Origin of the sequence: Parapedobacter pyrenivorans, from assembly GCF_014636865.1 — a bacterium.
GTDB classification, from domain to species: Bacteria; Bacteroidota; Bacteroidia; order Sphingobacteriales; family Sphingobacteriaceae; genus Parapedobacter; species Parapedobacter pyrenivorans.
On the sequence record NZ_BMER01000006.1, the window covers coordinates 405,385 to 430,547 of the forward strand.

At 49.7% G+C, this 25,163-nt stretch carries 17 protein-coding genes; 1 reads left to right on the top strand and 16 read right to left on the bottom strand.

Going from position 1 to position 25,163, the window contains the following annotated elements; translation table 11 throughout:
• Nucleotides 1-16: 16 nt before the first annotated feature.
• Entirely contained in the window at nucleotides 17-1,090 is a 1,074-nt protein-coding gene (locus tag IEV98_RS22860; RefSeq protein ID WP_188508363.1) for an SGNH/GDSL hydrolase family protein, read from the bottom strand.
• Between the two features lie 22 nt (nucleotides 1,091-1,112).
• A complete protein-coding gene (locus IEV98_RS22865; protein ID WP_229738927.1) occupies nucleotides 1,113-2,531 on the bottom strand; it encodes a sugar MFS transporter in 1,419 nt (472 codons plus the stop codon).
• A 151-nt stretch (nucleotides 2,532-2,682) separates the two neighbouring features.
• Between IEV98_RS22865 and purL the strand changes: the two genes are divergently transcribed.
• Nucleotides 2,683-6,354: a phosphoribosylformylglycinamidine synthase gene (gene purL, locus IEV98_RS22870; protein WP_188508364.1), complete on the top strand. Its 3,672-nt coding sequence runs from the start codon at nucleotides 2,683-2,685 to the stop codon at nucleotides 6,352-6,354.
• Here purL and IEV98_RS22875 read toward each other — a convergent pair.
• From IEV98_RS22875 to IEV98_RS22940, 14 genes are all read right to left on the bottom strand, one after another.
• Nucleotides 6,317-7,255 carry an SMP-30/gluconolactonase/LRE family protein gene (locus IEV98_RS22875; RefSeq protein ID WP_229738928.1) on the bottom strand — a complete coding sequence of 313 codons (939 nt, stop codon included), beginning with the start codon at nucleotides 7,253-7,255 and terminating at the stop codon, nucleotides 6,317-6,319. The two genes, purL and IEV98_RS22875, sit on opposite strands and share 38 nt — an antisense overlap.
• Nucleotides 7,256-7,264: 9 nt before the next feature.
• Nucleotides 7,265-8,389 (bottom strand): Gfo/Idh/MocA family protein, encoded by a 1,125-nt coding sequence (locus tag IEV98_RS22880; RefSeq protein ID WP_188508365.1) that lies wholly within the window; start codon nucleotides 8,387-8,389, stop codon nucleotides 7,265-7,267.
• Nucleotides 8,390-8,400: 11 nt separating this feature from the next.
• On the bottom strand, nucleotides 8,401-9,972 hold the full coding sequence (locus IEV98_RS22885) for an SLC5 family protein (protein WP_188508366.1): 1,572 nt from the start codon (nucleotides 9,970-9,972) through the stop codon (nucleotides 8,401-8,403).
• Between the two features lie 9 nt (nucleotides 9,973-9,981).
• Nucleotides 9,982-11,364, bottom strand: a complete 1,383-nt coding sequence (locus IEV98_RS22890; protein ID WP_188508367.1) for a hypothetical protein — start codon at nucleotides 11,362-11,364, stop codon at nucleotides 9,982-9,984.
• Between the two features lie 8 nt (nucleotides 11,365-11,372).
• Nucleotides 11,373-12,137, bottom strand: coding sequence for an SDR family NAD(P)-dependent oxidoreductase (locus IEV98_RS22895; RefSeq protein WP_188508368.1), 765 nt, complete (start codon nucleotides 12,135-12,137; stop codon nucleotides 11,373-11,375).
• Nucleotides 12,138-12,158: 21 nt separating this feature from the next.
• Complete coding sequence (dgoD, locus tag IEV98_RS22900) at nucleotides 12,159-13,337, bottom strand: galactonate dehydratase (protein WP_188508369.1); 1,179 nt, start codon at nucleotides 13,335-13,337, stop codon at nucleotides 12,159-12,161.
• Between the two features lie 75 nt (nucleotides 13,338-13,412).
• A complete protein-coding gene (locus IEV98_RS22905) occupies nucleotides 13,413-14,762 on the bottom strand; it encodes an aspartate aminotransferase family protein (protein WP_188508370.1) in 1,350 nt (449 codons plus the stop codon).
• 28 nt (nucleotides 14,763-14,790) lie between these two features.
• Nucleotides 14,791-16,065 (bottom strand): Gfo/Idh/MocA family protein, encoded by a 1,275-nt coding sequence (locus IEV98_RS22910; RefSeq protein ID WP_188508371.1) that lies wholly within the window; start codon nucleotides 16,063-16,065, stop codon nucleotides 14,791-14,793.
• A gap of 23 nt (nucleotides 16,066-16,088) precedes the next feature.
• A complete protein-coding gene (locus IEV98_RS22915; protein ID WP_188508372.1) occupies nucleotides 16,089-17,318 on the bottom strand; it encodes a DUF4998 domain-containing protein in 1,230 nt (409 codons plus the stop codon).
• Nucleotides 17,311-18,498 (bottom strand): DUF5000 domain-containing lipoprotein, encoded by a 1,188-nt coding sequence (locus IEV98_RS22920; RefSeq protein WP_188508373.1) that lies wholly within the window; start codon nucleotides 18,496-18,498, stop codon nucleotides 17,311-17,313. The genes IEV98_RS22915 and IEV98_RS22920 overlap by 8 nt, the downstream gene beginning before the upstream one ends.
• A gap of 19 nt (nucleotides 18,499-18,517) precedes the next feature.
• A complete protein-coding gene (locus IEV98_RS22925) occupies nucleotides 18,518-20,401 on the bottom strand; it encodes a RagB/SusD family nutrient uptake outer membrane protein (RefSeq protein ID WP_188508374.1) in 1,884 nt (627 codons plus the stop codon).
• Between the two features lie 13 nt (nucleotides 20,402-20,414).
• The gene (locus IEV98_RS22930; RefSeq protein ID WP_188508375.1) at nucleotides 20,415-23,531 is read right to left on the bottom strand and encodes a SusC/RagA family TonB-linked outer membrane protein; all 3,117 of its coding nucleotides are present in this window, start codon (nucleotides 23,529-23,531) and stop codon (nucleotides 20,415-20,417) included.
• Nucleotides 23,532-23,733: 202 nt separating this feature from the next.
• Complete coding sequence (locus tag IEV98_RS22935; RefSeq protein WP_188508376.1) at nucleotides 23,734-24,372, bottom strand: GntR family transcriptional regulator; 639 nt, start codon at nucleotides 24,370-24,372, stop codon at nucleotides 23,734-23,736.
• Nucleotides 24,373-24,464: 92 nt separating this feature from the next.
• The coding region (locus IEV98_RS22940; protein ID WP_188508377.1) for a type IX secretion system membrane protein PorP/SprF at nucleotides 24,465-25,163 on the bottom strand (699 nt) is incomplete at its 5' end.

Consider the following 25,163-nt stretch of genomic DNA (forward strand, 5'->3'; position numbering starts at 1 on the left):
TGCTCGGCACCCACGGTCAGTTCAGGTATTGCTCAATGTAGGGGTATAGATGCTTTGCATACCGCATAAATCCCAAATCGGTGAAATGGACGCCGTCTACCGTCGCCTCATGATCTGTGCCGATCATACCCGATGCAGGCACGATGTGGATATGCTGTTCGCCCTTAGCCACCAGCCGATGGAACACCGCGTGCAACGCTGCATTTTTGTCGGCTACCGTCTTCTTGGTTTGATTATCAAATTCCGCTTGCGGATAGCGCGGGTTTTCAACGAAAAGGATCGTGGTATGGGGTGCTTTTTGACGGACTATCCGGTAAAATTCTTCCAGTTTTTCCTCGATCAGCCCCACATCTACATTCGGCATAAAATCGAGGATGATCAACGAGGCTTCGCGGGAACCGATGAGTTCCGCAATATCATAATCAAGTCGCGCATTGCCGCTAAATCCGAGGTTCACAAATTCGCGATTAAACCAGCGGCTCAATATACTCACGTGCGCCATCCCCGGCCGGGATGCGCAACCGCCCTGTTGGATACTCGTGCCGTAGCAGACCACAGGCTTCGTAGAAACCGGCAGATCAAGCGAGGGTGGGCTGAGCAACGCCAACGAATCAATTCCGATCTGCAGATCCACGACGCCATCGTATAACGGAAAATATAACATAAACTCCTTGAGGGTGGTGTCCATATTGGCAACAATAACAGCCTCATTGGTTAGGCTATTCACCTGCGGTCGGGCCGAATTGACAAACACCCACTGATTATCCTTCAGACCATATAAATCGAATCCCTTAGCTCCGGTTTCCGTCATGTGATTCATCATCCGGTTTTGATACAGCGTCCATTTCAACCCAACAGACGTCGTGTTTGATTTGAACCGCAGGTACAAGCCCGCTGTATTTTTCCCGAGATCCCAAACCGCCTCCCGCGAATGATCCTTTAGTGTGGCGGGCAATCGCTCATAGCGCGTTTCCGTTTGCCCGGATATTTTCCCAAACAAAGGGAGTGATTCGACATGTTGATACTGAAGCTGGGCCCTTACAGGAAAACAGCAACCCAGTAGCCCGATAATTAATGAAAGTCTGACCATGTTCCGTAAGCCAATCCAACTGTTAGTGGCCATCGGCTACCGGCTCGGACCGCGTGACCTTGCCCAACCTCCGCCCGCAAAACAACCCATAGCCCGCAATATAGGCATAACATACGGCAGGTATGATGAAGGAAGGTTTAAGTCCTATTGAATCCGCCATCCATCCCTGCAACAAGGGGATGAGTGCACCCCCAAGGATTCCCATCACCAGCAGGGAAGCCCCCTGGCTGGTATGTGCACCCAGGCCGGTAATTGCCAGCGTAAAAATGTTTGACCACATAATGGAATTGAACAATCCAACGGCCAATAAGGTCCACATCGCCCAGCTACCCGTGCCCAATACCGTAGCCAGTATCAAGGCGATGTTCGCCACCGCGAAAATCATCAACGCCCGCGCTGCCACAGACCGGCCGATGGCAAAAGCGGCAAAGTTGAGCACAATAAACACGATGAATGTGGAAATCTGCCCGAACGTTAGATCAACGATGCTGTAGATGACCAGGAACACCGCAGCGGCAGTCAGCACCATATAAAGCGCCTTCTTCATCCCATCCAATTTATCGTTCAATGAAATCGACCCCAGGAAACGGCCGATCATCGCTCCGCCCCAATACACGGCGAGGTAATTTTTGCCGGCTTGCTCGTCGAGCCCCATGATGTCGGGTTGGCTGATAAAACTGATGATCAGGCTACCGATAGCCACTTCAGCACCCACATAAAAAAAGATAGCCATTACACCTCCGCGCAGTTGCGGAAAAGCCAATGCACCGAGTTTGCCTCCGGTCACCTCTTCCGCCTTAAACCGAGGCAGCTTGATGGCCTTTACAAATACGGCCAGCAAGATGAAAAGCAAGCCGAATATCAGATACGGTATCTTGGTGGCCTCCGGCGTAATCTTACCGCCTTCGGCAAAAAACTCGAAAATCAGGTACCCGCCCAATACAGGAGCAATGGTCGTGCCCAACGAATTAAAAGCCTGCGCGAGATTGAGCCTGCTTGAAGCCCCTTCAGGCCGACCGAGGATGGCCACATAGGGATTCGCAGAGATTTGCAATAAGGTAAAGCCCAAGCCAAGCGTAAAAAGTGCCATCAAAAACATCGGATATACCGCCATGATTTCCGCGGGATAGAACAGTACACATCCCAATGCGGAAATCAACAAACCGATGATGATCCCACCTTTGTAGCCGATTTTATTAATGGGGTCGCCATACACATAAGAAACCGCAAAATAAATGACGGACCCAATGAAATAAGCACCGAAAAATGCAAATTGCACCAGCATCGCCTGAAAGTAATTGAGCTGAAACAGCTCCTTGAGATGCGGAATCAGGATATCGTTCATGCAGGTAATAAATCCCCACATGAAAAACAATGTGGTCAGTGTAGCCAAAGAAACGCTGTAATTTGATTGAGTTGCTGGAGGTGTTGTATTTCCCATTCGTGTTGGTTTATAATATGCCAAATATGAAAACTTAATCTTGTATATACAAGTTAAATGTATTAAAAAGTAAAACCCTAAATCATCGCGAATTTCGCTAAAATTAGTCGTATCTTTGCACAAAGATTTCTACGCTTCGAGGATAACACTGATGATTCATTTCTTTGTGAACCCAAAAAACACCGTTTACGGTGTCCAAACCGAATCAGCGCTCGCCGCTGAAGACATTTCAAAACTCAACTGGCTTTTCGGAAATGCCACGAAACTCAACGAGGAAACCGTGGCCGGTCATTATGTTGGCCCGCGGGCTGCCATGGTCTCTCCCTGGAGTACCAATGCCGTGGAGATTACCCAAAACATGGATATTCCTGGCATTATCCGTATTGAGGAGTATACGCCGGTAGCTGCCGATTTTGTCGATTTCGACCAAATGGTTTCGCAGAAATTCGTGGGTCTCACCCAAAACCTGTATACCATTGGCATCAAACCCGAACCCATCAAGGAGGTAGCTGATATCGATGCCTACAATAAACAAGAAGGGTTGGCCCTTAGCCCTGAGGAAGTGGAATACCTTCATCACCTTTCCGTAAGGATCGGCCGTAAATTAACGGATTCGGAAGTATTTGCCTTCTCGCAAGCCAACTCCGAACATTGCCGCCATAAAATCTTCAACGGCACGTTCGTCATCGATGGCGAAGCGCAGCCCACCTCGCTGTTCAAGCTGATCCGCAAGACTTCGGAAACCCATCCCAATGAAATTGTCTCCGCCTATAGCGACAACGTCGCGTTCATCAAGGGGCCACGCGTTACACAGTTTGCACCGAAGTCGGCTGACAAGCCCGATTTTTACACGGAGAAAGATTTCGACTCGGTCATCTCACTGAAGGCCGAAACCCACAATTTCCCAACCACGGTGGAACCCTTCGCGGGCGCTGCCACCGGTTCGGGCGGTGAAATCCGCGACCGCCTCGCTGGCGGCCAGGGCTCGTTGCCGCTAGCCGGCACGGCCATCTACATGACCGCCTATTCCCGCCTGCTGGCAGACCGCCCCTGGGAGCATGCGATGGATGCCCGCAACTGGCTTTACCAAACTCCCGTGGATATCCTCATCAAGGCATCCAATGGGGCATCAGATTTCGGCAACAAGTTCGGCCAACCACTCATCGCCGGGTCCGTCCTCACCTTTGAGCACGAGGAAGCCGGCCGCAAGCTGGGTTACGACAAGGTTATTATGCTAGCTGGCGGTGTAGGCTACGGCAAATCCGACCAAGCCAAGAAACACACCCCCACAGCGGGCGATCAGCTCGTTGTGCTCGGCGGCGAAAATTACCGCATCGGTATGGGCGGCGCAGCGGTTTCTTCCGCTGAAACGGGCGCTTATGGCTCCGGTATCGAGCTGAATGCCATCCAGCGTTCCAACCCCGAAATGCAAAAACGTGCTGCCAATGCCGTCCGGGCATTTGTCGAATCGGACCACAATCCAATCGTCTCCATCCATGATCATGGCGCAGGCGGTCACCTCAACTGCCTCTCGGAGTTGGTAGAGGCAACCGGCGGTCACATCGATCTCGATAAGCTTCCCGTGGGCGACCCGACCCTCTCGGCAAAGGAAATCATCGGCAATGAATCGCAGGAGCGCCTGGGTCTCATCATCGGGCAGGGCGACCTCGCGCAGCTACGTACCGTAGCCGATCGGGAGCGCGCGCCGATGTATACCGTAGGTGAGGTAACCGACGACCAACGCTTCATCTTCCAATCAACGGCTACCCACGAAAAACCGCTTGATTACGCGCTGTCCGACTTCTTTGGCTCCTCACCGAAAACCGTGATGAACGACCGGCGCATCGCCCGTACGTATACAGCCACCAGCTATGATACCGCCGCTATCCCCACCTACCTTACCCAATTACTGCAATTGGAAGCCGTAGCGTGCAAGGACTGGCTCACCAACAAGGTAGACCGCTGTGTGGGCGGCCGCGTGGCCAAACAGCAATGTGCCGGGCCGCTGCAGCTTCCACTCAACAACGTGGGCGTCATGGCCCTTGATTACCGCTCGGCTGAAGGCGTGGCCACCTCGGTGGGTCATTCACCGCTTACCGCGTTGATCGATCCCGTAGCCGGGTCCCGCAACGCCATCGGGGAGGCACTATCCAACCTCGTGTTCGCCCCCATCAAAAATGGGCTGGCGGGCGTATCCTTATCGGCCAACTGGATGTGGGCCTGCAACAACGAAGGCGAGGATGCCCGGCTGTATGACGCCGTCAAAGGCTGCTCCGACTTTGCCATTGCGTTGGGCATCAATATCCCCACAGGCAAGGATTCGCTATCCATGAAACAAAAATACCCCGACGGTGATGTCATCGCCCCCGGCACGGTCATCATCTCCGCGGCCGGTAATTGCACGGACATCAATGGCGTGGTAGAACCGGTACTGAACAAGCAGGCAGGTTCCATATACTATATCAACCTATCCAAAGACACCTTCAAACTGGGGGGATCTTCATTCGCACAACTACGCAACAGCATCGGTGCCGAAGCACCCACCATACGGGATGCAGCATCCTTCAAAGCGGCATTCAATGCCATCCAGGCGCTTATTGGCCAGGGCCTCGTAGCTGCGGGGCACGACATTGGTTCTGGTGGTTTGGTAACCACGCTGCTGGAGCTGTGCTTTGCTGATGTAGATCTAGCGGCTCACTACGACCTCACCGGCCTCGGAGAAGTGGACTCGGCAAAGGCGCTCTTCAACGAAAATATCGCGGTGGTGCTGCAGGCCGCAGACGATCAGGCCTTCGAGCAATCCCTGGCCAACGCCGGCGTGGATGCAGTCAAAATCGGCACCGTTAAGACGGGCGACGAGGTTATTTTCACCAATCATGGCGATCGGTTTGCATTCCACGTCAGCGAGCTTCGCGACACGTGGTACAAGACCTCCTTCCTGCTCGACCGCAAGCAGACCAAAAATGGTCTGGCCGACGTACGTTTTGCCAACTATAAGGTTCAACCCCTTTCCTACCGATTCCCCGAGCACTTCACCGGCCGGAAGCCGGTGATCACGAGCGGCAAACCGCGCCCCAAGGCAGCGATCCTCCGCGAGAAGGGTTCCAATTCCGAACGCGAAATGGCCAACGCCATGTACCTCGCCGGTTTCGATGTGAAGGACGTGCACATGACCGATCTCATTTCCGGTCGGGAAACGCTGGAAGACATCCAATTTATCGGCGCCGTTGGCGGCTTTTCCAATTCGGACGTACTCGGTTCAGCAAAGGGGTGGGCGGGTGCATTCCTCTACAACGAAAAAGCCAAAGCTGCGCTCGACAATTTCTTTGCACGGCCGGACACCCTATCCATCGGCATCTGCAACGGCTGCCAGCTTTTTATGGAATTGGATCTCATCAATCCCGACCACGAAATCCACGGAAAGCTGCTGCATAACGACTCGCAGAAGCACGAGTCCAATTTCGTTTCGGTCACCCTTCAGAAAAACCATTCGGTCATGTTGTCTTCCCTGGCCGGCAGCACATTGGGCGTTTGGATTTCGCATGGCGAAGGAAAGTTTAACCTGCCGTATGCCGAAGACCGCTATCATATCGTGGCCAAGTACGCCTATGAAGCGTACCCACACCATCCCAATGGATCATCGTTTGCCACGGCCATCCTCTGCGATGACAGCGGTCGGCACCTGGTGACCATGCCGCATATCGAGCGTTCCACCTTCCAGTGGAACTGGGCCCATTATCCGGCCGGCCGCCGGGACGAAGTGTCGCCCTGGTTGGAAGCGTTTGTCAATGCCCGTGAATGGTGTGAGTCGCAAAATCGCTAGGCGATTCACGTTGCACATAGCGTGAGGGTCCGATGCCGCCTACGTCTAGGTTGTCAACAACGAATAGCGACCCGGCAAGGCGTTGAGCAGACCGTTCGGCATCTGTCAAACCGATGTTGGCTGAGGTAATATAAAGGTCTTTTAAATTCTTCCCTCCAAACGTACAAGAAGTAATTTGAGCAACGGGAAGCTTGATTTCACTCAACTTTTCACCCGTATACGGGTTCCAGCGTGCTACTTTCCATCCCCCCCAAAAGGCAATCCAAAGCATTCCGGCCGCATCAATGGTCATCCCGTCCGGCCATCCTTCAGATTCGGGAATATCGATTACTGCACGTGGGTTGGCAATTCGCCCCGTTTCCAACTCAAAATCAAATGCCTGCACTTGATGTGTACCGGTATCGATGTAAAATAAGGTTTGATGATCTAAACTCCATGCCAGGCCGTTCGAACAGGTAACGTTGTTAACCCGTCTCGTAGCACGGCCGTCTTTATCTAGGCTATACAGCGATCCCGCACCCTTCTTTCCGGTCACTTCATCCATCGTCCCTGCCCAAAATCTCCCTACAGCATCGCATTTTCCGTCATTGAATCGGTTGTCGGCAAGCCGTGATTCAGGATCTGTAATCCGTTTTACGCCACGGTTCCTTAAGTCCAAAAAAACAAATCCCTCATCAGATGCCGCAATAACAGCCCCGTCATCGATCAACGCGATAGCGCCGATTTTGACTGGAAAGTGTGTCATTACATGTCGACGGGCTGCCGTGTACCATTCATGGACATGGCCTTCAATGATGTCTACCCACAATATGCGCTGCAGCCTATCGTCCCAAACCGGGCTCTCTCCCAATGTACAGAATTCGGTGAGTACGACTTGCCAATTGCTAGTTCCATTCATCATGGTGTACTGTTATAAACTTCTGAAAGTCGGGATCACTAGCCGTTCACCGTTCCGCAACGCAGATTCATGCGCAATGATCCCGGGCACGGTGTAAGCAATAGCATCTTCGATGCCTACTTCGGGTTTTCGACCAGAAATGAGTGCATCTATAAACTCATGTGTAATGAACGTGTGCGATCCATAGTGTCCACTGTCCACCCGGAGGGGTTCCGGCAAGAGCTCCGTTTGCCACCATAACGGTTGGCTATAAGGCTCTGCCAAAGGTTCATGCGTAAGAAACCCTGCATCGTCTGCACCGAGCACTTCCGTCTTCTTTACTAAGATGGCATCCATCCCCCTCGGATCTCTGCTGTAAAAACTCATTTTCTCCCCATGCCACTCGCAGCGTTCTGTCGGCAAGAGCGCACCCCGCCAACTGATGTTTACCTTGAATGCGGTTCCATGCTCACCATTGAATAAGGCCGTTTGGTTCCAAAAAGGATTGCTATACGGGTTCCCTTTCAGCAGCTTGCTATCGTCACCCCAACCCACACAGCTAACCGAGGCCAATCGCTCCCCGGTGACGCCGGTCAGGAACGACGTGCAATGTGTAGCATACAACATTGGCGGCAACCCATGTCGCCACGTGGGTTTGCCGGTTGCATCAAAAAAATACTCCTCCAATCCGGGATGATGATATACTGCTTCCGCTGCGATCAGTTTGCCGAATCGACCTTCGCGGTAAAACCGCTTCGCCGAAATCGTATCCTGCCTGTACACACTGGTCTCCGCCATCATGTAGGTCAGCCCAGTCCGCTGGACAGCCTCTTTTACCATCGCGCATTCCTCGATACTCAATCCTACAGGCACGGCACACAATACGTGTTTTCCAGCATCAAGCACTTCTATGGAATGCTGGGCATGCAGCGGTGCTGGTGTAAAAAGTGCAACGGCATCCACTTGCGGGTCTTTCAATAGTTCCGTTAACGTATGATAGGCCTTTACGCACTGATAAGTAGATTGCAACCTCGCACGCTCTTCAGGCAAACTCGCCGCCACGGCCTCGACCCTACTATGCGGGTGCAGGTGAAAATAGAAGCTGGAGCCAAATCCCGCTCCCACTACCCCGATCCGCACTTGACCATTAACACGCATATTTTCTGATATTAAGCAAATTTGATATAAAAGAACAACACAACCGCCATAATCAATGCCCACCAGATAAACGGATTCCGTAAGCCCCGTTGTTGAGCCCGTTCTTCCGGACGCAGGGATAAGCTGCTTCTGTTCCAAATAAGGCCTGCCAATTCCGTCTCAGTTTTTGGTTTCGTCACCAAACTGATCAGTGCACAACCGACCATACAACTCCAAAATACGATGCCAGTACGATTGAAAAACGACATTTCGGGAAAGAAAAATTCGAGTGCAAGCGAAAGCGGGACGGTTAGCAACCCCGCTGCAATCGCACCGGAATGAGTTGTCCGTTTCCACAAAATCCCCAATAAAAACATCGTAGCAATGCCTGGCGTGAAATAGCCGTAGGCATTCATCAGATAAATAAATATCGGCTTCTCCGAATATAGTGCCAATAAGCCGGTGCATACGATTCCCAATACGATCACCACCATCCCAGACAACCTTCCAAATCGAACGGAATCCTTTTCAGTTGCTTTCGGACGGATGTAAGGCAAATAAACGTCCATTGTCAAGATAGTCGTACATGAGTTTATGGCCCCGGAGAGGTGTGACATGACAGCCGCTATCAACCCCGCCATAACAAGGCCTACGAGCCCTGTTGGCAACAAATGCTCGACCAACATCGCGAAAAGCAAATCTGGCTTTTCCAGATCGGGAAATAACTTCGGGGCTACCAGGGCCGGAAAAATAATTAAAAACGGCAATAAAAATTTGAGGTAATCGCCGAAAATCACACCCATCCGAGCATGCCACTCATTTTTAGCGGCGAGTGTGCGTTGCACAATGAACTGATTAGTCGCGTTATAGAACACACTAATACATAACATTCCACCCAAATACATTGTCCAAGGAAAATCCGGGTCGTCGGCTGGCATCATCAACTTCCAATCCTTCGTGGTTTCGAGCACCGCCGAAAACCCACCAGCCGCATCAATGGTTGTAAAAGAAAGCGCAATCATACCGAGAATCAACACCCCAAGCTGCACCATTTCCGTCCAAATAACAGCTCTAAGCCCCCCTAAAACGGTATAGATCCCGGTCGCCAACGCAAGCGCGATGACACTCGTTGTCATCGGAATACCCAGCAATGCATGGAGCGAAAGCGCCCCCAAATACAACACGGCGCTGATTTCTACAAAAATATAGGTCAGCAGCACGAGTAGTGCGTAAATTGTCTTCGACGTTGCACCAAACCGACGTTGTAGAAATTGGGGCATGGTGTAGAACCCATTGCGCAAATAAAAAGGGAGGAAAATCCACAACAGCGCATTAAACCCAACAAGGATGGCCCCCCATTCCACAACCATCGCGACAAAACCCCGGTCATATGCCACACCCATTACACCGACAAGTTGGTGGCTACTGATATTTGCGGCAATTATGCTGCCACCCACCATCCACCACGGAAGTTTATCCCCTGCCAAAAAATAATCCCGATTGGTATCGTTGCCTTTGCGGGAAGCGAATACGCCGAGACCGACAATTCCAAGCAGATAAACCGCAAATATCAATACATCAAGCGTCGTAAAATTGGAAACCATACAAATTTCTTATTTAAAAAGTTGGTTTAATGTTTCGATCGTCTTTATTTCCAGATCTTCCAAAGCACCCGCTGCGAACGGGGTTTGCCATACGGCGTACATGTCTTTCCCATACAGTTCTACAGGGGGAAGGTAACCTGCGTACCCGTTGACAATGTTAATGGCCGCTACCGGAATCGGTGCACATGCTGCACGTATCCGTTGTTGGTAACGGGAATAGGCTTCGTTGGGCTGCCCGACTAAACAAGCATTTCCGATTTGCCATATCCATAGTGGCATCGGAGCAATGTCGCCGTCTCCTACTGCCATCCGGATCCATCGTTTTCGCCATAGCCGTTCCTTTACTACCGGGTCATCACATGCTAACCACTGCGCTTCGATATCGGCAAGAGAGGCTAAATCCTTTAATTGAAAAGGCACCATCACAAGCTTCGCCGCAGTCTGCGATGAAGGCACTATCCTTCGCTTGTTCCACACGGCCAGCGGAGCCCCCGATTCACGTGTGTGGCTATAATCGAGCACCTCATTTTGCCCGCTCATCGCTTCCAGCGTAGCGAGGACGGCATACCCCAACCTTCGTCCGTGGGCATCGGCAACTTCGACGTCGCCTACATATTGCTCCGCCGGTGCCAGTTCACCGGATGCACCTTGCAGAAAAAGCACACGTCCCCCCGCCTGATTTTCCACCAATTCGCGCATCGCCCCAATATAGTCGGGCGAAAGAAGTTCATTGTCCCACGCCAACGTTGTGGGATGGCATGCATAATTTACGATCGTTGCGGTAATATTTCCCTCGACATCCGTAACCCGACCTATGAGGAGGGTATGGTCCGCTTCGCCTTGCGGATTGAAACCAACCACAACCCGCTTCTCTGCCTCCATTTGCAAATCCCGATTGGTGGCTAGGTCACATGTACCATATCGCCATTCCAAGGTCGACAAGGTTGCATGTTGAAGTGCCTCCCGGATGGCGTCAACGGACTTTTCCTTTAATTGAAGCAAGTAGGGCTCAATCCATTGCCCCCCTGGTTTGGATGCCGCGGCGGTCGATAGGCATGGCCCGGCATGCGTATGAGAAAGGCAAACCATCAAACGTGATTCTTCTAGATTCAACGTATCTAGGATACCACGCCTAAATTTTAATTCATCCAATGCGTTGCTCCACCATCCTAAATCGGCACCTATCAATACTAGGGGTTGCTCCGCGTTTTGAGATTGAAAAGTCAGGCACGTTAGGGTGAGCGGCCGATGGAAACCTACTGCATTGTCGGTTCGGCCCGCGCCCCAATTTCGGGCATAGATCCCAAGTGGTGGATTGATTTCTCTGCGTGCCACTCCTATTAGTCCAGAAAACGCCGTGTTATTTATTTCTTGGTTCTGTAAAATGTTCATGTATCAATTTACTTCAATGACAAACCACCATCCATTAACAACGTACTACCGGTCATTTGTCGATTCTCCGGATGGCATAAAAAGACAATTTGCTTTGCTACTTCCTCGGCAGTCATTAATTGTTTGATGGGAACCCGCTGTGTAATTTCGTCGACTTTATCGGGGTTATTTTCCAGATATCGCCCGCTTAGGCCCGCATTCACGTAGCCCGGAGCAATCTCGTTCACTAAAATGCGGTGGGGAGCGAGCTCCAACGCCATGCATTTGCAAAGCATTGACATCCCGGCTTTAGAAACCGAGTATGCCGGCATATGCGCATGCACATGTGTAGCAGCCCAACTTCCCACAAACACGACACGCCCGGGCAGTTTCTCCTTCAAAAGACAGGCTGTTGCGGATTGTGTCATGTAAAATGCGCCATTCAAATTGATATTCATATCCGCCAGCCATTCATCAGCGGTTATTTCATGTATTCCCGCAAATCGAGTCACAGCTGCGTTGGCGATAATTAACGTTGCAATTCCCAATGACTCATTCACCGTTTCAATCCAACGCTGCACGGCAACCGCATCGGCAACATCTACTCGTTGATAATCGACCTGCACACGGCAGGTCTCAAGCAATGCAATTTGATCACCAAAGGTATCCGGCGTACGCGTACCGCATAATGCAACGTTGGCCCCCAGCTTTGCCAGCTCCCGTGCGGTAGCAAACCCAATATCTCCCATACCACCACTTATGATAGCCGTTTGACCTTCAAATATTCTTTCCATTCAGTTTAATGTTTAGTAGTTCTACCAATCGCCCACACTGCCATCACGATAGAACGTCCGCTGTAATACTTCTTGTTCGAAAGGATGCTTTTTCACTTCTTCTTCATTGATTTCAATGCCTAGCCCTGGCCGTCTATTTGGTCTGACAATCTGCCCTTTGGCTTCCACCACAAAACCCTCACTCACTACGTCCTGCCGCCACGGCACATCATTATGTACGCTCTCGCATATGATATAAGCAGGCGTCGCGAAACCGAATTCGATTGATGCCGCCGTACTGACCGGCCCCTGTGGATTGTGTGGAGCTACCGAAATCCGATAAGCCTCAGCCATCGCGGCAATCCGCCGGACTTCACTCAAGCCTCCGCAATGCGTGATGTCTGGCTGGATTACACTTACTGCTCGCTTTTCGAACAGTTCCCTAAAAGCATGGATGGTAACCAGGCGTTCGCCGCTGGCAATCGGCGTGGACACTGCACGCTGGATCAAGGCGATGTCTTCAATCGTCTCTGGCCAGCACGGCTCTTCAAAAAAATACAGCCCATAGGGTTCCAATGCTTTTGCAAATTGCATCCCCATCCGCGGACTCGGCCGTGCATGGCAATCAACCATGATATCGATATGAGGTCCTACCGCTTCACGCATGGCGCGCACATTCGCTTCCGCCCAATGCACTGGCTGTAAACCTGCTAAAGGCATCGTTTCGGGTACCGCCATGGATTTGAAAGCCGTAAACCCGTCTTCCACGGCCTTTTGCGCCAAATCGCCGAACCGCTTTGCATCATCGGGTCGAGTTTCATAGAAATCCTCCATTTTACCACCTCCCAGATGACAGTATAGGCGGATATGGTCTCGTACCCGTCCACCCCACAACTCGTGGCAGGGTACCCCATGTACTTTGCCCAAAATATCCCATAATGCAATGTCAATACCGCTGATGGCCGTACCGCGAACAATTCCGTTTCCGTGCCAGAAATGCTGGCGATACATCATCTGCCACAGGTGTTCGATGCGGCGGGGATCTTCGCCGATCAGAAGCTGCGCGATGTCTTCTATCGCCCCCACCACAGCACGAGTATGCCATTCCAGCGTCGCTTCGCCCCATCCCCACAGACCCGGCTGATCCGTAACGACCTTTACAAAAATCCAATTGCGCATCCGCGCGTTGCAAACGTAAGTTTCTATCGCAGTAATTTTCATCGGCACTACTTGTTTTTTAATGGTGATGAAGCTGCAGGTGCCAATGGCTCCGCAGGTTTCATCTGTTGCTTTTGCCTAACTGATCGCCTTTGCCTTTGCTGTCATTAATTCCCGAATCACCTTTCTGGTCTTTTCCAACGTTTCTTCAATATCCGAAACGGTGTGCGCAAAGGAAATACTACCTTGTTTGATCGGAAGTGGAAAATTAAACACCCCTTCTTCGATAAGCTTAATACGATATGATTTGTCAAAGGCGAAATCATGATTCATTGCCACATCGTGGTAATCCTCCGGTGCATGATCCATAAAATAAACACAGAAAGCAGAGCCTTGTCGCGCCACATAGAAGGGCTTATCGTATTCCGACAAAATATCGTTCAATCCCGCTTCAAGCAAATCGCCGAGTTGATTCACATGTTCGTACACACCAAACTCAGCGGAAGAAAGTTTACGCAACGTTGCGATAGCTGCAATGGTCGTTAGGGGATGTGCATTAAACGTTCCGGCTATCAACACCCTTTTTTCTTTTGCTGGGTGTATGAAATAGTCCATGTACTCCTCCTTTCCTCCAATGACTCCCATCGGATATCCGTTAGCAACAGCCTTTCCAAAAGCACTCAGATCGGGGGTTACGCCGCATAGGCTTTGATACCCACCTAACGCATGCCGGAAGCCCGTTTTCACCTCATCGAATATCAGCAAAAAGCCATGATCATCAGCCAACTTCCGCAACCCTTCGAGGTATCCCAGTTTCGGTTTTACGATGCCGACATTCTGCAAAATGGGCTCCAAAACAATGCATGCTACAGGAAATCGTTTTGCAATATATGCCACTGAGCTCAAGTCGTTGTAATTGACGACGTGAACGAGCGAACGATGTCCCTCGGGAATCCCCGCCGAAAGCGAGTCAAACGTATACTCACCCGGCGATAGCCGCGGGCCAACGTCGCTCAAATCACTGATCACATTTGCGGCAACGTCATTATGCCAGCCATTGTAGCCGCCTTGCATGATAATAACATGGTCTCTGCCCGTTGCAGCACGTGCAATACGAATTGCGTGGTAAGTAGCTTCAGAGCCGGTCGTCGTGATTTGGATCTTGTCGACGGTCGGCACACTATCACAGAAGAGCTTTGCAAACTCCCCCTCTAAATTCGTTGGACCGGCACCCATCAACACTAAGTCGTCCTTTACGGATTGAGCTACTGCCGCATTGACATCCGGATCATTATGCCCCAAAAAAGCAGCGGCAAAACCCGCTTGGTAGTCGATATACGCTTGCCCTTCGATATCCCAGACACGGCTACCCTGTCCTTTGGCAAAACAAATGTTTGGTTCTGTTTTACGATTCAACGAGACCACGCCACCGGGGATGTAATGCTCATTTGCTTTCAGCAATGCCTTTGATTTTAGCCAATCACTCATATGATATGATATTATTAAGTTTAGTCACCTAGATGTGGTATTGTGGTATCTTCATCCATTCCCCGCCTTTCAAGGCAGATTGATGCGCTACAACACCGGATACGCTGAGGTTAAGCGCAATAGGCAGGTCAACCAATGGCGTCCGGTCTTGGATAACTGCAGTCACAAACTCATTCATCAATTGGCCATGAGATCCGCCGTGCCCGCCGGTGTCCACACCCGGTGGCAGGGGTGGGCGTTTAATCGCTGGAACTTCATTGACCAATCCTTGGAACTGGTTATTGGAAAATGATCCCTTTTCGCCCCTGATCCGCCCTGCTTCAGCGCCAAAACCTGGCGTATCCCAACTCACCACCATCCTGGAACTTCCATTTTCACTGGTACGGAAATTAGCCACTTCCGTTCCAAACGGGTTCTTATACACATTATTTTTAGCCTGGAATTGCTCCAGAATACTGGGAATACCCAAACAAGAGACCTCCGTAAACCGCTGCCCGGTTACGCAGATGTAATACCCATTGGAATGGGTGGGATAAAATTGAGGAGGCAGGCCATCCCGCCAATTGTTGTACCCGTCTAGCGGTGTGCCGAAATAGTGATAGTATTCGCCCTCGGAATAAATAATCTTTCCGAAGTAATCGCGCTTATACAATTCACGCATCGTATGGACATCTTCGTGATACGCCGATGTCTCAAACATCATGTACTTTTTTCCACTCTTTTTCCATGCTTCATATAGTTTGTCAGCATCTTCCAGTGATCCAAATACAGCCGGTACGGCACATGCCACATGCTTGCCGTATTCCAACGCCATAATTGCATGCCGGGCATGGCTGGGCGCGTCCGTGGCGAGAAAAACGGCTTCGATGTCTTTGTCCTTTTTCAGCATTTCTTCTAGCGATGGGTAGGTTCGGTTACATCGAGCAATAGTTGCCATTTCTGCCAATCGGTCGGGAAAAAGGTCACTGACCGCCACTACCTCCACATTCGGATGATCCTGAAAACCGAATTGCACCGCAAATTTACAGACGCCATGCCCCACTAAACCCACTTTGATTTTACGGTCAGAAATAGATTGCCACCCATCGGAAGCGCGTGGATCGGCGGTCGTTTTTTCAAATCCGGGTATGGACGTTAGGTCAACAACACCGCTTCCAGAATGGGTCTGAGCTACTTGTTTGGATCCCGCGCAGCTGATTTGCTGTAAACCAATCGCAGCCGCGCCAATTCCTACCGCCTGTAAAAACTGACGACGAGACTTATTCACATTCCCTCCGTCAGTGTTTGTGTTTTCTACTTTCATTACCATTTTTATTTAGTTATTAATCAGTCGTTTATTATTCCCCAAAATGTTAGCTCTGTTATATGCATCGACGGCGCACCTCCCCAGGTCTCCTCCACTACAATTTTAATGTAGCGCACAGGAGGCGCATCCCCCGCTAAACTAAAATATTCTCCATTTTTAGCAAACTCCACATCTTCCGGAGTGACCTGCCCAACGGGCAGCCCGGAAGGCTTTCGTGAATTGTATTGTCCTAGGTAATTCCAAGAGAAATCAGCGTCAGTATCCACCGAGGACGCCCCCCAGATTTGTAATTTTTTAACGCTGCCCCAACTATACACATCATTTTGCCATGCAGGATTTAAAAGGACACTGGTAAGCTGCGCAATTTCCCCTAAATCAAACGTAAAACTAGACGGAAATTCAGCCGCGTTACTTACATAACCGTGACCAGTATAAACATCATCCCATAGTTTTTCAATATTAAAACCATTACCCTCCATAAATTCAGAATACGCGATATCTTCCGGATTCCACCGTTTAAAATTGAGTTTATCTAACCTATGAACCGGACTAACCTGTTCATAATCGGTATAGAACGTATCTATGGCATTGCTATCAGGCTTAAATAGCGTTCTGTATTTCAAAGACGATTTATTTTTGAAATTTTCAAGGGTGGTAAGGTTTACTTTCGCTGACGTTAAAACCATTATTTCATTCCCTTGCGCGTCCTCATAGCTTACCTCCGTTGCAATGGCATCCGCTGCTGGCCTGAACCAATTAATTTGAACGTCATTACCTTGATAGACGGCTCTTTCAATCCGCCGTGTTTGCAACGATTGCTCATACCGCTCCCCGTATGACGTGCCGGGAACAGTTACTTTTACAGAAGTGTTTCCCTTATTGTCAAATGTGATAACATCCAGGGCGTAGACACCTTCTGACATATCGTCCAATAAAACCTCTCCCGACTGACCCGATACACCTCCTTCCAGCCGTTGTTCGGCCAGCAGCTTCCCCTCACTATCAATGACCCGGATTCCGGCAACTTTGGGATCGGCACCCCGAACCCATGTTAGCAGCATACGATGATATCCCGAGTGAATCCTGATGGAATCCGCCTTGCTAACGTAGATAATCTCACCCCCTTCAACATAGTCCCGGTAAGTATCATCCATTTTTTTACAGGCTGATAATCCGCATACCGCCGTAATCAAAATAATCAAGCTCCATTTTGCTTCAACAAGCATATTTGCAGTTTTTTTGTTAATCATTGTGACCTCCAACATTATTATCTCCAAAAAATGCCAGTTCCGAAATTTGTACAGCCGGCAATCTGCCAAAGACCGTTTTTGTTTTCCAGCGGATGTATCGATAGGTGTCTGTGCCCGGCGGAAAGGCGAAGTCGAGGCCTTTTGCTGCCAGTTCCCGATCTTCGGCTGTCAATGCTGCTGACGGGCCCGAAGGTTTCACGGCTGTGCAGTCCATAATTTTGGTCCAGCCATTCCAATCATTGGTCAGCTCATTCGTTCCCCAAATTTCCCAGTCTTCGGGAGAACAATAGTTATAGATATGCCCATCCCCTTGGCGCATCCAATACACGAAACGGCTGAATTTTGTCGGTGCTCCGAAGTCTAAAGTGAATGACAAGGGGAAGATCGCCGTTTCTGCGGCTAATGTCCCCATATAATTATTATCCGACACAATACCGTCAAACATATAACCATAATGCAGATTCGAAAAATGAAGATTGTAATCGCCTGGCAAAATTGTAACCGGTGTAGGAGCCGGTAACTGAATTTCGTACAACGGTGTGAGATCGACCACAACGGTATCTGACCTGTTTCGCCACTTGTCCCTTACAAAAAAACCAAATTGTGATGGCTCGGCATCCTGCCCCCTCACGGTAAAAATACCGTTCTTACTTTTGGTATAGTAGGCATCCAGATTTGCCCACATTCCCTCCGTGTTTTTCATCGCCTCAATGACAATTTCTGCTCCGTTTTCATTTCCAAAACTGACAACGAAGCCACCAAAGTCTGCTGTAACATTTAACGACGAGCCTACTAGCTGAACCGGGGGTGTCATCGGTTGAATAGCCACTTTTACGGCATTCGATGTCCGCTCAGCGCGACTTACTGCATAAAGGGACACTTCCAATTCCTCGGTACCCCCTATACCTTCGATGACTAAGCTATCCACATACGCGGATGCTTTCACCTCCCTCACATTACCCGCTGGGTACTCATACACGGCTTTAACGTATAGCAAGTCATCATCCACAGGCAGTAGATATGATAATTTTGCACCGCCGTTTCGGTTCTTCACCACAACGTCACGCACCACGCCCGGTGCATTCCCGCCGTCAGTAAGTGCGACGGGCGTCTCCTCTTTACAGGCCATTACAATCAGACAACCTATGCCGAGGTATATATATTTAATCAAATGTCTCATAACTTTTTACTTTAATTTTTTACCAGCCCGGATTCTGTACGAGATTTTTGTTGGTGATGAGATCAAGTTCCCTAATGGGCCAAAAATAGTCCTTCAGCTGATATTCTCTTGCGTGCAACAGCGTAGGCACATAGTATTCGTTGGCGCTTTCTTCCACCAGATTCCATCCCTGAACGGGACCGTTAAGCTCATTGATGGCCTCTTTCCAGCGTCGCAAGTCCCAAAGACGTACGCCCTCAAGTGCAAGCTCAATCCCTCTTTCCTGATGGATGATCGTCCGCAAACCCTCCTGCGTATTTGGTTTTTCCGGCTGTATGGAATATTTCTGCCATGCTTCTTTTACCGCGGTTAGACCGGCCCGTGCTCTGACCAAATCGAGGTAGTGGTATACTTCGTCCGTGGGGCCGTAATATTCATTGAGGACCTCAGCATACATCAAATACAGGTCTGCAAGGCGGATAATCGGCGACGGATAAGGAACAATGGTATAACTATTCGTAGCAGAGTACACATTGTCCTCATTTACTAGTTTCTTCGCCCAGTAACCTGTCGGCGAGTACCCATTTGTGGGCTTCCCGCCCGAATACTGTCCGAATTTAGCCTGCACATACCAATTGTTGGTCTCGGACTTACGGCCCTGTCCATACCAGATTGCACCATCGAACGCCAAACTTCCGTAAAATCTGGGCTCTCTTTCAAAATGCAGTTCAACAGTTTCATACCCCTCCTGGATATAATGGATATCCGCCGTGGTGGCAGTACGCAGTTCAAAACGATTGTTGTAATTCCAGTTTTTATCCTCCTCGATCGGAACTCCGTTTTTGGAGTAAAAAAATTCGGCCATCTTTATCGTCGGGCCGAGCGATGTACCAACACCATAGCCCGGTGTATTCCCATCCAAACGAGCTTGAGCCTGTAATTGGTTATCTCCTGCCAAATCATTGGAATTTCCCCAAATGACCTCGGGATTCCACTTGTCCGTCACCGCACCCCGAATGTTCATTTTTAAATTGGTGCGTTCAGAGACCATGGCCCCATTTGGGTCATTCTCCCGATAATAGTATAATTTGTTACCGGCTACATGTGCCAGGTCAATTGCTTCTTTAAGTGCTTCGGCAGCCAGCAGCCACTTCTCCGCATCATAGGTTGTTGTAAATAGCTGTGCTCCACGATTGTCAGTAAAAGAGGCATAATCCGGATTGCCATTAAACAATGGGCTAGCATTCAACGTGAGCACCTGGGCCTTTACCGCCAAGCAAATAACCTTGGTAATCCGACCAAGCTCCGTGTCTTCAGCCTCTATGCGATCTGGTAAATCCACAGCTGCTTCGTCCAGCAATTGGAGGATATAAGTCATACAATCTTCAACGGGTTCCCGGTATACCTTTACCTCCTCTACGCTTGCCGAAATGGATAGGTTCTCTTTAATCAATGGGATGGGCCCATACATCCGAAGCATGTAGAAGTGATAATACGCTTTTAAAAACTTGGCTTCAGCTATCCATCTTCTTCGTTCTAGCTCTTCGAGTTCCTCAACTTTATTGATGTTATCGATAAATATATTACAATCCCGAATACCTTTAAATAGCAAGGGTTCACCACCAACGCCGCTCCACAGGTTAAAAAAGGGATTCACAACGTTTTGAAAACCACGCACGATAGATAGTGCTCCCCATTCCGTTCTAAGCGACCACATTTCATCTGCCCCTAATACCGCGGGGTCGTAAATATAATTCCCGGTTTTGGGCAGATAAGAATAGCAGGTAAACAGGTATTTTTCGGCGGTATTCCGCATGGTAAATGCGTTGTCGATTGTGGCCACATTATCCGGCACTACGTCCAAATAGCTGCAGGACGACACCAAGAACAACGGGATAGTTATTAAGATTCTTATATTTTTCATGATTCGAGTTCTCCTAAAATCCAACTTGTACACCAAAATTATACACTTGTTGTATGGGGTATCCGAGACCTCGGTTGCCCATTTCCACATCCCACAGTTTAAATTTACTCCAATTGGCTAAGTTCGTGCCCGATAGATACACCCTGAGGTTATTCAGATACATCTTTTTGGAAACAACTTGGGGAAGTGTATAACCCAGTTCCACGGATTTAAGCCTGAGGAAACTTCCATCACGCATAAACCAGGTGCTCAATTGGTTGTTGTTGTCGTTTAATATTTTCGAAAGCCGGGGCAATACCGCATAATTATTTCGATTTTCTTCCGACCAATAGCTTTCTGCATAGGCCTTAAGCACTTGGTTGCCATTTACAAACGGCGACGTTGACCCATCCTGGTTGATCCAAAACGCGGAATAGCCCGAACCTTGGAAAAAGCAAGAAAAATCCACGCCCTTGAATCCCGCGGAAAAGCCAAAACCGTAAATAATCTCCGGATCGGTTGGATACCCAATCGGCACTTGATCCAACGAAGAAATTTTTCCATCGCCATTTACATCCCGGTATTTAATGTCGCCGGCTTCGTAAATACCAAAATTTTGTACGGGGGAATTTGCCACATCCGCCTCGTCGATAAACAAGCGCTCAGCGATATAGCCCCATTGTTGCGAAAGCGAATAACCACGCTTCGAAAGGTTAGGCTCGTTATACTCCGGTTCCTCAATCACTTCAAAGCTACTTGTAGCATAGGTAAAATTCCCCCGTCCGATAAGCCATAAGCCGTTTGAAAAAGTGTGGTTGAAATCGACAGAAAAATCCACGCCCTTTCCAGATGCCTCGCCCACGTTGGCGCGCACGGGGGCAGAGAGCCCCATAGAAACGGGAATGGACGCCCTGTCCATCAGGATGTTTTTCCGGTACTCCGTAAAGTAATCCGCTTGTACATCAAACTGATTCCAAAGTGAAAACTCCAACCCAAGATTGGTTTTGGTTGCGGTTTCCCAGGTGATTAATCGATTATCATATCGGGAAACCAGTACCCCACTTTGTACATAGTTGAAATTCGTTCCGAAAGCGGCTCCCCTTGCCGCGTTGTTCATATCCACGGTAGAGAGGTAGAAGAAGCGGTCCTCCGCGCTTCCGATCGCGTCATTGCCGACTAGTCCATAGGTTGCGCGTAGCTTCAATTTAGGCACGATGTCCGTTATTCCTTCCCAAAACTTTTCGTTAGACACCGACCACGCCACGCCTGCCGAAGGGAAAAAACCAAAGCGATTGTCAATGTAAAAACGCTCTGAACCGTTGTAACCGAAGTTAAACTCCGCAAAATACCGATCGTCATATGCGTACGTCGCTCTACCGGAAAGCCCCATGTTGCGATACGGCAGCGATTTAAGTAGCGAAGAAGCATTACCCTCCAGGAAATTGCGCATATTGTAAACAAGCAGCCCACTAATGCCGTGCTTGTCGGCAAATGTCCGGCTATAATTCAGCGCAAGCTCAGCGTATAAATTTGTACGGACAATTTTCGGCCCCTCCGCATACCCCAAGTACTCCGTGCCCGAATTGGGATTGATGGCATCCAGCGTGTAAGCATTGGATTGGCGATCAAAACGTGCCAGATCGTAATAAAAAGGATTGTACGCCCGGGTCACATCAAAATACGATTCCCGATTGGTATTTAGCATTCCCCGGAAGGTCAATCCTTCAGTCACAAATGCTAGGTTTTGCTTCATTTCGAATTGCGCCAGCATCAACGACTTGGAATAGTCTTTATACCCCTTCACAAGCTCGGCATAAGGATTCACCGAATTGCCTTCTAGCGAGCCACCGAACATAATGTGTTGCACATATTTATAATCTTCCGTGGCGGGGTAATAGGCCGGAAAGAGCACCGGATTCGATCGCATCACCATCCCATACATTTCCGCACCACCGTAGATTGGCCCCGTATAATCGTCAAACGTTCCATATAGCCTTACCCCCACTTCCGTAGTCTTGGTTACATTGATGCTCACGTTGGAGCGCAAGGCATAACTATTCAGCTTAATATTATTGTTAAAATTATTCCTTCCGTCAACCTTCAAAATACCGTTGTCTTGATTATACGTACCAGCCAGATAGTATTGTGCAACCGCCCCACCGCCTGTAAGACTGAAATTCATCCGTTGATTATGTGCATAGTCTTTAAACAATTCCTTGCGCCAGTCCGTGGTAGGGTAAGCCAACGGATCGATGCCTGCCTCGGTATTGTCGATCTTACTTTCCAAATAAGGCGTTATCTCTAAGGGGTTTCTAGTGGTGACGGCCTCGTTTTCCATACGCATATAGGTAATCGGGTCTACCAGCTCGACATTCTTGGTCGGCGCGGAAAAGGAATTTTCGTACCGGAAACTGAACTTAGCACGCTCGACCTTCCCTTCTTTGGTAGTTACCAATATCACACCATTAGCCCCCCGGGCACCATACAGTGCAGTTGCTGTCGCATCCTTCATGATCGAGAAGCTGGCAATATCATCCGGTTGCATGCGTGCCAATTCAGTAGTAGATAGCTCAACGCCATCGATCAGGATTAATGGATCTTTTTTGTAGCCAAAAGTTGTGACCCCCCGAATAAAAAATTCCGCATTATCCAACCCCGGCTCCCCGCTCCGTTGGTACGCGATCACTCCCGCTAGTCGGCCCGCCAATGCAGTAGTCAGGTTACTAGAGGGGACTTTCAGCTCGGACGGGTTGATGCTGGTAACCGCTCCGACGACTTCCTTTTTCTTTTGTGTGCCATACGCTACGACAACCACATCCTCCAACATGGAAACATCGGGAAACATGGTGATGGATAGCGGCTCGGTTCCCTGTATCCGCTGCTCAACCGTACCATAACCAATCAGAGAAAATACCAGCGTAGCATCACTCGGCGCAGCGAGGATAAAACGGCCGTTCATATCCGAACTCGTCGCGATGGTAGATCGCGACTTAACACTCACGGTTACACCTTGCATAGGCGCCTGCAACGAGTCTGTGATTAAGCCTGTTACTTCAATTGACTGCTGTGCAAAGAGCGCCGACGGAATCACCAGGCAACCGGTTAAGAGTAATCGATGAAAAAGAATAATTAAGCGTTCTTTTCTTTTCATAATCAAGTATAATTAGTTATAATTGTTTACAAACATATATATTTTTTGTAAACAAAAAAAAATAATCTAACTTAATTTTTATTCCGCTTAGCACACATCAAGCCCACCCTCATCGAGCGATGAGAACAAGAACGATTCTTCGAGGTTACTCGAAAAACCGCCATATAACCGTTACGAGAAAACTTCAGTGATACAAGCAGGGCTAGCCCTCATCGAGCGATTCCAGCTCACCCCTGTGCAGATGACCTACAAGAATCTTCTTGGCCTGTTCAAAATCTTTGGATTTCAGCGCCGCGACGATTTTACGGTGTTCTTTATCGGTTTGTTCATAATCATCCATATGGCTGCTGGCGCGGCCCAGCTTGAAATGAAACAATGGAATATTACTGGAGATGTAAATATTTTTAAGCTTTTGATTCCGTGCGCTACCAATCAAGGTCTCGTGAAATTTCACATCCGCTTCGCACGCGCCACCGAAATAACCGCTTTTCACCATGTTACTAAAATCGTCACAGATTTTTTCGAGCTCGCGGATATCGTTGTCCTCCAGCTTTTCGCAAGCCAGCTGCAGGGCGCCCAACTCGAGCACTTCACGCAATTCCCGGATTTCCCGGATATCATCCGTATTCATGGATTTAACGAAATAACCGCCCCGCTCGCCCTTTTCGACCAAGTTTTCGCCAAATAACCGGTTCAGGGCTTCACGGACAGCTACCCGGCTCACGTCTTGCTTTTTCGCCCAGGCATCTTCCTTTAGGCGAGTACCGGGCACCAATTGGTTGGAAATGATCTTACCCCGTATTTCGGTATACACCCTATTCGACAACGATTCTTCTTTCATATTATAAACAATCGAAAAGAAAAAATGTAAACATATTGTGCAAATATAGTCAATTAATCCAAAATCAGCGACTCATAAGTTAAGGCCAACCCCTACAGCAGTCCCTGCTGAGCTTCAAACCGGTATTGCAGGCCGATCTCGTGGGTGGTATTGCCGATGCGCCGGTTCAGCGGCTCATTGCCCGGGTTGAACTGGTAGCTGTAGCCCAATCCGAAGCCCCCGAAGTGGAACTGCGCCATCCCCGCAAACTCCCCGTAGCTCCGCACGTTAGCACCGATGCCGAACGTCCGCTTGATGAATACCAGCGCCGAGGCCTCCGCCTGCGGCCGCAGGCTCTCCGCATACGTCACCAGCACGCTCGGCCGGAACTGGAAGTCAGGCCCCATGTCGAACAGCGCACCAGCCGTCAGGTGGTACAGGTTGCGGAAGTTGTACCGGCTGTCGCTGGCCACACCCAGGCTCCCCAGCATCAGCCGCGGAAGCGACAGCCCCACATAGTAACGCTCCGGACGGTACAGCAGCACCCCGAAGCCCACCAGCGCGTCCGTCTCCTTCACGTCCTCCCGGAAGGCCGGGTCAAGGGGGTCCAGCTGCGAGAAGCGCCCGTCCAGGTAGCTCACCCCCGCGTTCAGCGAAAGCCCCACGTATTCCGTCTCCGATATCCGCACGCTCTTGGCAAAGAATGCAGAGGCTTCGGTCAGTTTCTCCACCGCCAGGCTCTCGTGGCGGATGTTCAGCCCAGCCGTCGCACCGAAGCTTTCGAAGCCCACGTGGCCGCTGCCCCAGAATAC